This window comes from uncultured Caulobacter sp., from assembly GCF_937900395.1.
Taxonomy (GTDB): Bacteria; Pseudomonadota; Alphaproteobacteria; order Caulobacterales; family Caulobacteraceae; genus Caulobacter.
The window spans coordinates 16,892-29,611 of the sequence record NZ_CALCDX010000052.1; the positions used below are offsets into that span (position 1 = coordinate 16,892).

The following is a 12,720-nucleotide window of genomic DNA, read 5'->3' on the forward strand; positions in this document are numbered from 1 at the left end:
TTCCGACAGCACCCGCAAGACTGCGCCTCTGGAGCCCGCCCGGGTCGCCCTGGTTGGCAATCCCAACTCCGGCAAGACCGCGCTGTTCAACGCCCTGACCGGCAGCCGCCAGAAGGTCGCCAACTACGCCGGCGTCACCGTCGAGCGGAAGGAGGGCGTGCTGACCGCGCCCAGCGGCCGGTCGATGCGTGTGCTCGATCTGCCCGGCACCTATTCCCTGCGGGCCCGCAGCCCGGACGAGGCCGTGACCCGCGACGCCGTGCTGGGCAAGCTGGCCGGCGAGGCCGCGCCCGAGGCGCTGATCTGCGTCGCCGACGCCACCAATCTGCGGCTGGTCCTGCGCCTAGTGCTCGAACTCAAGCAGGTGGGCCGACCGTTCGTCCTGGCCCTCAACATGTTCGACATCGCCCAGCGCCAGGGGCTGCGGATCGACCTTGAGCGCCTGTCGCAGGAGCTGGGCGCGCCGATCGTCACCACCGTCGCCACCCGCAAGCGCGGCCTGCCCGAGCTGCTGGAGCAGGTCGAGGGCCTGGTCGCGGCCCAGAAGCCCGAGGCCGAGAGCGTCTGGCGCGAGCCGTCCGCCGCCGAGATTCGCGCCGCCCACGCCGAGGCCCAGCGCATCTTCAAGGCCTGCGTGAAGCCGCCCGAGCGGCCCGACACCGTGACCGGCAAGATCGACGGCGTGCTGCTGCATCCCGTCGCCGGCCTCGTGATCCTGCTGACCCTGCTGTTCGTGATGTTCCAGGCGGTGTTCACCTGGGCCACGCCGGTGATGGACGGCATCGACGGCGCCTTCGCGGCCCTGGTCGAGTGGACCAACGCTCACCTGCCGCACGGCCTGCTGACCAGCTTCATCGCCGACGGCCTGATCGCCGGCGTCGGCAGCGTGCTCGTCTTCCTGCCGCAGATCCTGATCCTGTTCTTCTTCATCCTGATGCTGGAGGACAGCGGCTACATGGCCCGCGCGGCCTTCCTGATGGACAAGATCATGGGCGGCGCCGGCCTGCACGGGCGGGCGTTCATCCCGCTGCTGTCCAGCTTTGCCTGCGCCATTCCCGGCATCATGGCCACCCGCGTGATCGACAACCGCGAGGACCGGCTGACCACGATCCTGGTCGCCCCGCTGATGACCTGCTCGGCGCGTATCCCTGTCTACACCCTGATCATCGGGGCGTTCATTCCCAAGCAGACCGTCTGGGGCGTGCTGTCGCTGCAGGGGCTTGTCATGTTCGGCCTCTACGCCGGCGGCATCGTTTCAGCCCTGCTGGTCTCGTTCGTGATCCGGCGCGTCTTCTGGCGCGGCGCGGTCGAGCCCTTCATGATGGAGCTGCCGACCTATCGCTGGCCGGAGCCTCGCAACGTCCTGATGAATCTCTGGACGCGGGCCCGGATCTTCATGAGTCGCGCCGGCCGCATCATCCTGCCGCTGATGGTGGCCGTCTGGGTGCTGTCGACCTTCCCCTATCCGCCGGAAGGCGCGACGGGGCCGGCCATCGACTACAGCTTCGCCGGCCGCATCGGCCACTTCATCGCTCCGCTCATGGCCCCCATTGGCTTCAACTGGCAGATGACCGTGGCCCTGATCCCGGGCTTCGCGGCTCGCGAGGTCGCCGTGGCCGCGCTGGGCACGGTCTATGCGGTGGGCGGCGACGCCGACGCGGCGGCCACGACCCTGGGCGGCGTCCTGGCGACCAAGTGGTCCCTGGCCACGGCCCTGTCGTTCCTGGCTTGGTATGTCTTCGCCCCGCAGTGCGCGGCGACCCTGGGCGTGGTCAAGCGCGAGACCAACGGCTGGACCTGGCCGACCGTGATGTTCGTCTACATGGTCAGCTTGGCCTATCTGGCCTCGTTCATCACCTACCACGTCGCCGTGGCGCTGGGCGCGGGCTAGGGCCTTCCGGCCCACCAACCCCAACCCGCCTTCCTGGGCACAAGGCCCAGGAAGGCGGGTTTATCGCCTGTCCTCAGGCTAGCCCCTAGAGAAGCCCCCTTAGCCAATCGAACACGTCGTCGGGTCGCTCGATGGCCGAGAGCCCTTCGCGGCGCGCCGGCTCGCCCAGGGTGCGCAGGCGGCCCGGGGTCATGCCAAAGCGCGCGCGGAAGGCGCGGCTGAAGTGGGCGTCGGAGCGGAAGCCCACGCGATAGCCGATCTCGGCTAGGGTCTGCTGATTGGCCTGGTCGCTGGTGATCTCGTCGAAGGCCTGGTCCAGGCGACGCGCCTGGATGAAGGCGCTGACCCCGCCGACGGGCTCGAACACCTTGTAGAGCAGGCTGCGCGAGACCCCGAGGTGGTCGCGGACCGCTTCCGGCGACAGATCGGGATCCGAGAGGTTCTGGATCACGAACCGCTGGGCCGAGGCCAGCAGCATCTTCTCGACGGGCCGGATGTCGTCGCTGGCCGGGGCGCCATGGGCCAGGATCACCGCGCTGACCAGCGCCGCCGCGGCCTTGCCGGCCAGGGTCAGGTCGGTCGCCGACATCGCCGCGGCGCCGGCCCAGGTCGCGCGGATATGCGAGCCCAGCAGGCGGCCGCTTGGGCTTTCCTCGCTGACGACGCAGCCGTGGAAATCGAGATCGGCCGTCTGGGGCTCCAGGGCCGCGCGCGACAGGACCAGATGCACGGTCTCGAAGCGCTCGGTGACCATGTCGAAGGGGCGGGACATGTCGATCAGGCGGATCGCGCCCAACTGGCTGTTCGCCGGGCGGCCATCATAGTCGCCGCGCCAGCCGCCGGACTCCAGCTCCAGCACGGCCATGATCGAGTCCGAGGCGTCGGCGGCGATGTGCGAGAGCTTGCGGTGGAAGCGCTGCGGCACGCCGGAGCAGCGCGCCAGGACCACGCCGCCGAGATTGTAGCCTTCCATGCGATTGTAGAAGGCCTCGTCCGGCGTCATCAGGGTGACATCGAAGAGGTGAGCGCAGGCTTCGCGATATCTTTGGCCCGCGTCCGCGCGCTCGCGGGCGTCCAGGATCCAGAGGTCTCGACGGGCAGAGCCGCTCATTTCGCGTTATGCGGGAAGCGTTTGCGCGACGCCGCCATAACGGACGGCAAGGCAAGAGAACGTGGATCTCTGGTCAATGACAACTTGGCCTTGGCGGGCGAGAAGAAGCGCGCTTTCGGGGCGCGCCGGTGGGGAAATTGGCGAGCCGCGAAGAGGTTCGCCGGCTCGCCGCCAGAGCTTGGGCGACCAGCTGTCGGGACCCCATCCCGCCAGCTTCGGGAGAGCGGAACGGTCTTGAATCGATGAATTCGCGACGGTTCCGCTCTTCTTTGAAGCAGGCTTACCGGGTGGGGACCGGGGTTTCGCCGCGATAGTCGTAGAAGCCGCGACCGGTCTTCTTGCCCAGCCAGCCGGCCTCGACATACTTCACCAGCAGCGGGCAGGGGCGATACTTGCTATCGGCCAGACCCTCGTGGAGCACGTTCATGATGCTCAGCACGGTGTCGAGGCCGATGAAGTCGCCCAGCTCGAGCGGGCCCATCGGGTGGTTGGCGCCCAGCTTCATCGCCGTGTCGATGGCGTCGACCGTGCCGACCCCTTCGTACAGGGTGTAGATCGCCTCGTTGATCATCGGCACCAGCACGCGGTTGACGATGAAAGCCGGGAAGTCCTCGGCGTTGCTGGTGATCTTGCCCAGCGACTTGGCGAAGGCGACGGCCGTCTCGTAGGTCGGCACGTCGGTGGCGATGCCGCGGATGATCTCCACCAGCTTCATCAACGGCACCGGGTTCATGAAGTGCAGGCCGATGAACCGCTCGGGGCGGTCGGTCGCCGAGGCCAGGCGGGTGATCGAGATCGACGAGGTGTTCGAGGCCAGCAGCGTGTCGGGCTTCAGGTGCGGCTGCAGGCTGCGGAAGATCGACTTCTTGATCTCTTCGTTTTCGGTGGCGGCCTCGATGGCGAGGTCCGTCGCGCCGATGGCCTCCAGAGTCTCGGCCGGAGCGATGCGCTCCAGGGCAGCCTTCATGGCGGCGTCGTCGATGATCCCACGACCCACCTGGCGGGTCATGTTCTTCTCGATGACGGCGAGGCCGGCGTCGATCCGCTCGCGCGAAACGTCGTGCAGCTTCACTCCGTAACCGGCCAGGGCGACGACATGCGCGATGCCCGCCCCCATCTGGCCGGCGCCGATCACGCCGACCGTCTTGATTTCACTCATGAACGCCAAGCCTTCGCTCGATATCGCGCCGGGCTGTCGCGCCCACGCCTTCGACTATGCCGACTTTTCTAACACGAGAAACCACGCCGCCGCCAAGGCTTTGCTGCGTTGCAACCGAGAGGCGTCCATTCGTCTCAGGGGTCGGCGGGCGGATAGGCGTGGCGGCGGCCGTTCGGGTCCTCGACCGCGCCTTCCGAAAGGTAGTTCGGCCCCACGGGCGCCTTGCCGTGGCCGCCGGGGATATCGAGCACATAGGTCGGCTGGGCCAGGCCTGAGAGGCTACCGCGCAGGGCCCGCATGATCGCCTGGCCTTCCTCCAGCGTGGTGCGCAGATGAGCGGTGCCGGGGGCGAGGTCGCCGTGGTGCAGGTAGTAGGGCTTGATCCGCGTCTCGACGAAGGCCCGCATCAGCGCCGCCAGGGTCTCGGGATCGTCGTTGACGCCCTTCAGCAGCACGGTCTGGCTGACCATGGCGATCCCGGCGTCGACCAGCCGCGCGCAGGCGGCGCGGGCGGCCGGGGTCAGCTCGCGGGCGTGGTTGGCGTGCAGGGCGACATAGACCGCCTTGGTCGAGCGCTTCAGGGCCGCCACCAGCTCGGCGGTGACAGCGGCCGGGTCGACGGCCGGGACGCGCGTGTGGAAACGGATGACCTTGACGTGCTCGATCGCCTCCAGGCGATCGATCAGCTCGGCCAATCGCCGGGGGGAGAGCACGAACGGATCGCCGCCGGTGACGATGACCTCCCAGATCTCCGGCCGGCCGGCGATATAGGCGAAGGCGGCTTCCAGCTGGGCCGGCGTCAGGTTCGACAGCCCCTCGGGCCCGACCATCTCGCGCCGGAAGCAGAACCGGCAGTAGACCGCGCAAGTGTGGGTCGGCTTCAGCAGCACGCGGTCGGGATAGCGATGGACGATTCCATCCACAGGGCTGTGGATAGAGTCGCCGATCGGGTCGTCGTCTTCGCCGGGGCTGGCGACCAGCTCTTCGGGGGCCGGGACGAACTGGCGGGCGATCGGGTCTTGGGGATCGGCCGTATCGACCAGCTCGGCCATGGCGGGGGTGATCGCCACCGCATAGCGCGCCGCCACAGCTTCCAGCGCCGGCAGGCGCTCGGACGAAATCAAGCCGGCGTCGGCCAGCGACCGGGCGTCGCGGAGGGTCTTGGCGGCGAGGGACATGAGGCGCGGGGATATGCGGGATTTCCGCAGCGGAGGCAAATAAGGCCGCCCTCAGGCCTTTCGCTCGCCCTCGGTCGCCGCCAGGAACCAGTCGCGCAGCTTGAGGATGCGCGGCAGCTTGGGGTTCTCGGCGCGCCAGACGAAGTTGTGGCCGGTCTCGACGTCGATCGAGCCCGGCAGGGGGCGCACCAGCAGGCCTTCGTCCAGTTGGCGCTTGGCGTAGCCCCCTCGGGCCAGTGCGAAGCCAAGGCCCTGCGCGGCCGCGTCCAGCATCATCGCCGAGCCATCAAAGCCCAGGGCCGGGCGCGGCTCGGGCGGCTCGATCCCTATGGCGCGGAACCATACCGACCACGGCAGGTCGGTGTGGCGGAGCAGCGGGGCTGAAAGCAGGTCTTCGGGCTTCTCGACAGGATGACGCGACAGCATGGCCGGGCTGCAGACCGGGAAAATCCGCTCGTCCATCAGTCGGACCGACTGCATGCCTGGCCAAGGGCCAACACCGTAGCGCAGGGCGACGTCCACGCCGTCGGTGGCGAGGTCCGCGACCCGATCTTCGACGCGAATGGTCAAGTCCAGCTCGCCTGTCTCGTCCGAAAGTCGCGCCAGGCGGGGCGACAGCCAGCTGGTGGCGAAGGCCGGGCCGGCCGAGATCACGATGGGGCCGCTCGCCGCGCGCCGGGCGGTCTCGACCGCGCCGCGCAAGCTGTCGAGCGACTGGCGGACCTCAGCCGCCAGCGCCGCGCCGGTGGGCGTCGGCTCCATCTGGTTGCCCCGCCGGGCGAATAGCTGGACTCCCAACTCGTCCTCCAGCTTGCGGACCTGCTGGCTGACCGCGCCGTGGGTCACGAACAGCTCATCCGCCGCGCGGCTATAGCTCCGATGGCGGGCGGCGGCCTCAAGGGCGACCAGGGACGAAAAGGGCGGCAGGCGCATTGGGTGCGCTCAAGGTTGTTAGTTCAGCTCACAGGTTCTCACAAATAGCATCGTTCGCAAAGCGGCGGCGCGCGCGCCATATTCAACCTCGCGGCGCCGCTGACCCTTCCGCCTCAAAGACCCGAGAGATCGAACCATGAAGACCCTGCTGATCGCGGGCGCGCTTGTGCTCGCCCTGGCCTCCGGCGCGGCGAGCCAATCGCCCAGCCTGTCCGACCCGAACGCCGCCTGGGCTCGCCCCATCGTCACCGTGCGCTAGCCAGCCTGCGCCCGACCCACGAAAAAGGCCCGGAGTCGCCTCCGGGCCTTTCTTGATTTTTCCTTTTCCCGCTAGGGAGAGAAGGGGCCTGACTTACTTCCCAGCCGCCGTCAGGGCGTCCATCAGCTCCGGCACGGCCGTCTTGTAGTCGGCGACCAGGCCGTAGTCGGCCACCTGGAAGATCGGCGCGTCGGCGTCCTTGTTGATCGCGACGATCACCTTGGAGTCCTTCATGCCGGCCAGGTGCTGGATCGCGCCCGAGATGCCGATGGCGACATAGAGCTGCGGCGCCACGACCTTGCCGGTCTGGCCGACCTGGTAGTCGTTCGGGGCGTAGCCGGCGTCGACGGCCGCGCGCGAGGCGCCGACGGCGGCGCCTAGCTTGTCGGCCAGGGGCTCGATCACGCGCTGGAACTCTTCGGCCGAGCCCATGGCGCGGCCGCCCGAGACGACGATCTTGGCCGCGGCCAGTTCCGGACGGTCGGACTTGACCATTTCTTCGCTGACGAAGCGGGTCTTGTCAGCATCGGCGCCGCCGACGGTCTCGACCGAGGCCGAGCCGCCTTCAGCGGCGGCGGCGAAGGCGGTCGGACGCACGGTGATCACCTTCTTGGCGTCGGACGACTGGATCGTCTCCAGCGCGTTGCCGGCGTAGATCGGGCGCGTGAAGGTGTCGGCGCTGACGACCTCGACGATGTCCGAGATCGGGGCGACGTCCAGCTTGGCGGCGACGCGCGGGGCGAAGTTCTTGCCGCCCGAGGTGGCCGGAACCAGGATCGCGTCGTAATTGCCGGCCAGCGCCAGCACGGCGTCGGCCTGGGCTTCGGCGATGCCGTGGCCCAAGGCGTCGGACTCGGCCAGCAGGACCTTACGGACGCCGGCGATCTTGGCGGCGGCGTCGGCCACGGCCTTGGCGCCCTTGCCCAGGACCAGGACGTCGATGTCGCCCGAGATCTTCTGGGCGGCGGTGACGGTCTTGTGGGTGGCGTCGCGCAGGTGCGCGTTGTCGTTGTCGGCGATGACGAGAACAGCCATTACAGCACCCCCGCGGTATTGAGCTTGGAGACCAGGTCAGCGGCCGTCTCGACCTTGATGCCAGCCGAGCGTTTCGGCGGCTCGGTGACCTTCAGGACCTTCAGGCGCGGCGCGACATCGACGCCGTAGTCGGCGACCGCCTTCGTGGCGATCTCCTTCTTCTTGGCCTTCATGATGTTGGGCAGAGACGCGTAGCGCGGCTCGTTCAGGCGCAGGTCGGCGGTGATCACGGCCGGCAGGTCGACGTCCAGCGTCTGCAGGCCGCCGTCGACTTCGCGGGTGACCTTGGCGGTCGAGCCCGAGACGTCCAGCGCCGAGGCGTAGGTGGCCTGCGGCCAGCCCAGCAGGGCCGACAGCATCTGGCCGACGGCGTTGTTGTCGCCGTCGATCGCCTGCTTGCCCATGACCACCAGGTTCGGGTTTTCCTCGGCGACCACGGCGGCCAGCAGCTTGGCCACGGCCAGCGGCTCGAGGTCGGCGTCCGAGGTGATCAGGATGCCGCGATCGCCGCCCATGGCGAGCGCCGTGCGGATCGTCTCCTGGGCTTGGGCGGGGCCGATGCTGACGATGACGACCTCGGTCGCCACGCCTTTTTCCTTGAGACGCACGGCTTCTTCGACCGCGATCTCGCAGAAGGGGTTCATCGACATCTTGACGTTGGCGAGGTCGACACCCGTCTGATCCGCCTTAACGCGGGCCTTCACGTTGTAGTCGATCACCCGCTTGACCGGGACTAGGACCTTCATCGGTTCTCACCGCCTCCAGGTTTTGCGTTTTCTCCTGATTGCCAACCGACTTAGCGCTTGTGCGCCGCAATGCAAGTTTCCCTTGGCGTAAGCGTAATGCGTTATCGGCGCCGAGGTTCAAACGATCGTAGGGATTGACGCCTCTCGCGGGCGCGCGGGGGCGCGCGGCTCATTCCCTTAAGGACGGAAAGGCGCTAAGGGGCCGGCCATGAACAAGACCTTCACGCGCCTGAAGTACATCTTCCTGGGCCTGTTCCTGCTCTCCAGCGCCGGCGTCCTGGCCTATCATGGCCTGTGGGTGTGGCCGAAGCAGCGCTGCGAGGAGCGCGGCGGGGCCTGGGCTGGCAAGTGGATGAAGTGCGCCACGATCTATCCGATCGAGACGCTGACCCGCCGTCCGACCAACGTGCCGCCGATCAACGGCGAGGCGCGGATTCGGCCGGAGGGGGAGGCTGTTGGCAAAGCTGCTCCTGCCGCTCCTGAAAAGAAGTAACCCAAAACCTGCCTTCCTAGGCCTTGTGCCTAGGGCCCACGGCTCCGCCAGGTCTAGCTTGTCAGCATGGCCGCCACCGATGATGGCGAGCGCCGGCGTCGCGGCGGCTGAAAGTTGGGCCCTAGGCGCAAGGCCTAGGGAGGCTGCTTCTCGAATGTTTGTGGAGAAACCTCAGCGCGTCGCGCCGGGCTTCCACAGGACGTCGGCCTTGCCCTTGTCGTTGGCCCAGCGGGCCGCGACGAACAGCAGGTCCGACAGGCGGTTGAGGTATTTGATCGCGGGCGCCCCGACGATTTCGCCCTCGACCGTCATCAGCGCCACGCAGCCGCGCTCGGCGCGCCGGCAGACGGTGCGCGCCACATGCAAGGCCGCCGCCGCGGGAGAGCCCGCCGGCAGCACGAATGACGTCAGCGGCTCGAGCTCCGCGTTCAAAAGATCGATCTCGCGCTCCAGGCGTTCGACCTGGCTGTCCAGGATGCGCAGGGGCTCCCATTCCGGCTTGCCGTGCTGCTCGGGCGTGGCGAGATCCGCGCCCAGGTCGAAGAGGTCGTTCTGGACGCGCTCGAGGATCGCGTCGAGCGTCGGATCGCCTGCGGTATGCTGTCGCGCCTGGCCGATCGCGGCGTTGGTCTCGTCCACGCCGCCATAGGCCTCGACCCGTTGCGAGGCCTTGCTCACCGGGGCCCCGGTCGCCAGCCGCGTCGAGCCGGCGTCGCCCGTGCGCGTATAGATGCGATTCAGCGTGACCATCCGTCGCGGACTCTCGTTCCCTGAGTGGCGTTATCTAGCGAGCGAGCCTCAAGCGCCCTTCCGCCACCAGAAGGCGGCGGCGACCAGGACGATGATGGCGATGAATTGCAGGAGCACCCGCAACCGCATCAGTTTGTTGGAATAGGAACGCCCGAAGTCCCCGCCGCGGAACAGGGCGTAAAGGCCCGCGCCCAGGGCGATCAACACCGCCAGAAGGGCGGCCGGGACGAGAAAGTCGAACAGATGGGACATGGCCCCAGAATAGGGGCTTGAGCGCCGACGCGCCATAGCGGCGGTCGATCGCTTAAACGCGTCTCCGTTGAATTCGTTCGGCGAACTCGTTCGGCGGGCAAAATGTCGCAGTGACGCTATGGTAGCGCTCACATATCTAGGTTGAGCGCGTTCACTTACGTCATTTGAGCCGGATTTCGCGGTTGCAAACAGGTCTCCCTGGCGTTAAGGCCCGCGCGTCCTATTTAGTAGTCTGCGTTCGTTGAACATGATCAACTCCCCACCGCGGATCGTTCAACGCCTTTCACTGACCCCAGCGGGGGTAGGAGATTGCCGCATGGCTCAGAGCGCCCGCTCTGTAGACATGGTCGAGCCCTCCGCGTTCGAGCGCGAAGAGGCCCTGGCCGAAGTCCGCCAGCTGATCACCGATCTGCGCGACGCCGCGCAGGACGGCCGCCAGCTGGCTCGCCGTTACGCCGACGTTTTGCAGAACGTCGTCGATGAGTATTGCACCGAGTTCGAGAAGCGGGCCGAAGCCGCTCTCGCCCGCCTGGAGGCCGCCGCATGAGCTTCGTATCCGTCAATATCGATCAGGCCTCCGAGGCCCCGGTGAAGCTGACCCGCCGCGCCCTGGCCAAGCAGCGCACCCGCGAACGCGTCCTGGCCGCCGCCCGCCGCCTGTTCAGCGAGCGCGGCTATGAAGGCGCGACCATCCGGGATATCGCCCAGGCCGCCGGCATGTCGACCGGCGCGGTGTTCGCCAGCTTCGCCGACAAGTCGGAGCTGTTCGAGGAGATCCTGACCGCCGACTACGAAGTCATCTACGCCCAGATGACCCAGGCCGCCCGCAACGCCAAGACGGTGGACGAGGCGCTGATGGGTCTGTTCGGCGTCGCCTACAGCTTCCACGTCGAGCAGCTGCCGTTGCTGCGCGCCAGCATCGCGGTCTCGTGGACCCACTCCGAGGCCGCCGAGCGTCGCGCCCGGACCGATCTCAAGCATATCTTCCGTCTGATCGCCGAGGCTCTGCAGCGCGGCGTCGACCAGAAGCAGTTGAAGGCCGACGCCGATACTAAACTGTTGGCGGAGATCGTCTGGGACGTGTATCTCGCCAACTATCGTCGTGCGATCTACGACGGCTGGTCGGTCGAGGCTTTGCTGGCGCGGCTCTCCGATCAACTGAAGATCATCTTCGCGGGCGCTCGCGCCTAACGAATGACGATCCCGTTCCGGGGGGGACGGGTCCGTCTTTGAAGTCAATCATGACGCTGGCGTGTTCGAGGGGGACGTGCGTGGGCGTAAGGAACGAACAGAAGGCCGCGACGCGCGAGAAGGTTCTCGACGCGGCGCGCGACCTGTTCAACGAGATCGGGTACGACGAGACCACCATCCGCGCCATCGCGGAGCGGGCGGGGGTCTCCGTCGGCAGCGTGTTCACCACCTTCGCCTCCAAGGCGGAGGTGCTGAGCCATGTGATGGACCACCGGCTCAGCGAACTGTATGCCGAGTTTGACCGGGTGATCCCGGTGCTGCGGGGCAGCACGGCCGACCGGCTGTGCTCGATCTTCGCCATCCACTACGAGTTCGAGACGCGGCGGGTGAAGCTATTCCTGGCTCACATCGCCGCCTCGTATAATCCGAGCAACGATCCGGGCGTCACACCCTACGGCCGCAATCCGCGTCTGACGGAGATGCTGCTCGACGTGCTGCGGGATGGCGTGCGCAAGGGCGAGGTGCGCGAGAACCTCGATCTGCCGCTGATCGCCGACACGCTGAAGGCCGCCTACGCCTGGAACTATCGCATGGCGGCCGCGGCGGGTGGCGAAATCGCCGCCGCCCAGATGTCGTCGGTGATGGACAAGCAGATCGCGATGATCGCCGAGGGCTGGAAGCCGCGCTGAGGCCAGCGCCTCACGACACCCGGGTCAGCCTCAGGTCCTGGTAGTCGTAGCTGAAGTCGGCCAGGGGCGAGACCGCCTTGACCAGGGCCGAGACCACGCGCCCGTCCTTCAGGTCGAAGGTGAAGAAGGCGTCCTCCTGGGTGCGGTCGTCGAACACGGTCTTGAAGACCTCGCCGTCGAACGGCTCGAGCTTGCCGCGCAGCTTGGCCCGGGCCTCGCGCGAGATGGGGTAGGGATCGACCAACGAGTCCACCATCACCACCGAGCGCACGACCGTCTTATCAGCCAGCGCGACGTAGCCGGCGATCACCGCGCCCAGCGAGGTGCCGGCGTTGAACGAGTAGGTCGCGAGGATGGCGATCGGTGCGTAGAGGATGACGAAGACCAGGATCGCCACCGGCACGAAGCCGGGCATCCGCCGGACCGAGAACGCGCGCTCAGCCATGGCGCGGGTCCGCGCGGCCGACCTGGCGCACATAGACCAGCAGGGCCGCCAGCACGATCAGCATCAAGAACAGAGCCAGAGAAGCGCCCAAAGGCCAGTTGCGGCCCTGGCCGAACTGGAGATCGATCAGGCCGCCTTCCGCCTAACCCGCCAGGAGAACTCCCTGCGCGGCTTCCTGCTCTCCGGCGACCCCTACTACGTCAAACGCCTGGAGGAGGCCCATAAGCCCAAGTTCATGAAGGCGCTGGACGATATGCGCACCTTGGCGGCCGGGGACCCGCAGGACCTGGCGCGCCGGTATGACACCATCGCCTACGCGGCGCAGGCCAATGCGCTTTCGCACCCGCGACATCTCGCGACCGTCGCGACGCTGCTGGGCCTCGCCGAATCCTACGTCGCCCTGAACCGCGAGGTCGCCAAGAAGCGCGACACGCTGCGCGGGCGGACGCTGATCAACCTCTTTTTCGAATCCTCGACCCGCACCCAGGCCTCGTTCGAGCTGGCCGGCAAGCGCCTCGGGGCCGACGTGATGAACATGTCGGTCGGCAATTCCTCGGTGAAGAAGGGCGAAACGCTCATCGACACGGC

14 protein-coding genes and 3 pseudogenes are annotated in these 12,720 nt (G+C 67.6%); 8 read left to right on the forward strand and 9 right to left on the reverse strand.

Going from position 1 to position 12,720, the window contains the following annotated elements; translation table 11 throughout:
* The first annotated feature begins 28 nt into the window (after window positions 1-28).
* The gene (gene feoB, locus Q0379_RS04840) at window positions 29-1,891 is read left to right on the forward strand and encodes a ferrous iron transport protein B (protein WP_299005054.1); all 1,863 of its coding nucleotides are present in this window, start codon (window positions 29-31) and stop codon (window positions 1,889-1,891) included.
* 85 nt (window positions 1,892-1,976) lie between these two features.
* Here the strand turns inward: feoB and Q0379_RS04845 are convergent, their stop codons facing one another.
* The 4 genes from Q0379_RS04845 to Q0379_RS04860 all read right to left on the reverse strand — a co-directional run bounded on the left by Q0379_RS04845 (window position 1,977) and on the right by Q0379_RS04860 (window position 6,272).
* Window positions 1,977-3,002 (reverse strand): helix-turn-helix domain-containing protein, encoded by a 1,026-nt coding sequence (locus Q0379_RS04845; protein ID WP_299005013.1) that lies wholly within the window; start codon window positions 3,000-3,002, stop codon window positions 1,977-1,979.
* A 280-nt stretch (window positions 3,003-3,282) separates the two neighbouring features.
* Window positions 3,283-4,161: a 3-hydroxybutyryl-CoA dehydrogenase gene (locus Q0379_RS04850; RefSeq protein WP_299005016.1), complete on the reverse strand. Its 879-nt coding sequence runs from the start codon at window positions 4,159-4,161 to the stop codon at window positions 3,283-3,285.
* Between the two features lie 134 nt (window positions 4,162-4,295).
* On the reverse strand, window positions 4,296-5,339 hold the full coding sequence (locus tag Q0379_RS04855; RefSeq protein WP_299005021.1) for a lysine-2,3-aminomutase-like protein: 1,044 nt from the start codon (window positions 5,337-5,339) through the stop codon (window positions 4,296-4,298).
* A 51-nt stretch (window positions 5,340-5,390) separates the two neighbouring features.
* On the reverse strand, window positions 5,391-6,272 hold the full coding sequence (locus Q0379_RS04860) for a LysR substrate-binding domain-containing protein (RefSeq protein ID WP_299005024.1): 882 nt from the start codon (window positions 6,270-6,272) through the stop codon (window positions 5,391-5,393).
* A gap of 136 nt (window positions 6,273-6,408) precedes the next feature.
* Between Q0379_RS04860 and Q0379_RS04865 the strand changes: the two genes are divergently transcribed.
* On the forward strand, window positions 6,409-6,531 hold the full coding sequence (locus Q0379_RS04865; protein ID WP_299005027.1) for a hypothetical protein: 123 nt from the start codon (window positions 6,409-6,411) through the stop codon (window positions 6,529-6,531).
* A gap of 93 nt (window positions 6,532-6,624) precedes the next feature.
* On the opposite strand, the gene Q0379_RS04870 is transcribed toward Q0379_RS04865, so the two are convergent.
* On the reverse strand, window positions 6,625-7,566 hold the full coding sequence (locus Q0379_RS04870; protein ID WP_299005032.1) for an electron transfer flavoprotein subunit alpha/FixB family protein: 942 nt from the start codon (window positions 7,564-7,566) through the stop codon (window positions 6,625-6,627).
* Window positions 7,566-8,312 (reverse strand): electron transfer flavoprotein subunit beta/FixA family protein, encoded by a 747-nt coding sequence (locus Q0379_RS04875; protein WP_299005034.1) that lies wholly within the window; start codon window positions 8,310-8,312, stop codon window positions 7,566-7,568. The genes Q0379_RS04870 and Q0379_RS04875 overlap by 1 nt, the downstream gene beginning before the upstream one ends.
* A gap of 208 nt (window positions 8,313-8,520) precedes the next feature.
* Between Q0379_RS04875 and Q0379_RS04880 the strand changes: the two genes are divergently transcribed.
* Window positions 8,521-8,805, forward strand: coding sequence for a hypothetical protein (locus Q0379_RS04880; protein ID WP_299005037.1), 285 nt, complete (start codon window positions 8,521-8,523; stop codon window positions 8,803-8,805).
* A 171-nt stretch (window positions 8,806-8,976) separates the two neighbouring features.
* On the opposite strand, the gene Q0379_RS04885 is transcribed toward Q0379_RS04880, so the two are convergent.
* Both Q0379_RS04885 and Q0379_RS04890 read right to left on the reverse strand, forming a co-directional pair.
* The gene (locus Q0379_RS04885) at window positions 8,977-9,555 is read right to left on the reverse strand and encodes a cob(I)yrinic acid a,c-diamide adenosyltransferase (protein ID WP_299005040.1); all 579 of its coding nucleotides are present in this window, start codon (window positions 9,553-9,555) and stop codon (window positions 8,977-8,979) included.
* A gap of 48 nt (window positions 9,556-9,603) precedes the next feature.
* A complete protein-coding gene (locus Q0379_RS04890) occupies window positions 9,604-9,807 on the reverse strand; it encodes a twin transmembrane helix small protein (RefSeq protein ID WP_082769664.1) in 204 nt (67 codons plus the stop codon).
* Between the two features lie 343 nt (window positions 9,808-10,150).
* On the opposite strand from Q0379_RS04890, the gene Q0379_RS04895 reads away from it, so the two are divergent.
* The 3 genes from Q0379_RS04895 to Q0379_RS04905 all read left to right on the forward strand — a co-directional run bounded on the left by Q0379_RS04895 (window position 10,151) and on the right by Q0379_RS04905 (window position 11,687).
* Window positions 10,151-10,354: a hypothetical protein gene (locus Q0379_RS04895; protein ID WP_197426864.1), complete on the forward strand. Its 204-nt coding sequence runs from the start codon at window positions 10,151-10,153 to the stop codon at window positions 10,352-10,354.
* Window positions 10,351-10,998 carry a TetR/AcrR family transcriptional regulator gene (locus tag Q0379_RS04900; RefSeq protein WP_066680101.1) on the forward strand — a complete coding sequence of 216 codons (648 nt, stop codon included), beginning with the start codon at window positions 10,351-10,353 and terminating at the stop codon, window positions 10,996-10,998. Before Q0379_RS04895 ends, Q0379_RS04900 begins: the two co-directional genes overlap by 4 nt.
* Before the next feature lie 80 nt (window positions 10,999-11,078).
* Entirely contained in the window at window positions 11,079-11,687 is a 609-nt protein-coding gene (locus Q0379_RS04905) for a TetR/AcrR family transcriptional regulator (RefSeq protein WP_299005051.1), read from the forward strand.
* A 10-nt stretch (window positions 11,688-11,697) separates the two neighbouring features.
* On the opposite strand, the pseudogene Q0379_RS04910 reads toward Q0379_RS04905, so the two are convergent.
* A pseudogene (locus Q0379_RS04910) lies at window positions 11,698-11,889 on the reverse strand (DUF3471 domain-containing protein); the annotation flags it as partial.
* 241 nt (window positions 11,890-12,130) lie between these two features.
* Between Q0379_RS04910 and Q0379_RS04915 the strand changes: the two are divergent.
* Window positions 12,131-12,400 (forward strand): annotated as a pseudogene (locus Q0379_RS04915) (hypothetical protein); the annotation flags it as partial.
* A gap of 102 nt (window positions 12,401-12,502) precedes the next feature.
* A pseudogene (gene pyrB / locus Q0379_RS04920) lies at window positions 12,503-12,720 on the forward strand (aspartate carbamoyltransferase catalytic subunit); the annotation flags it as partial.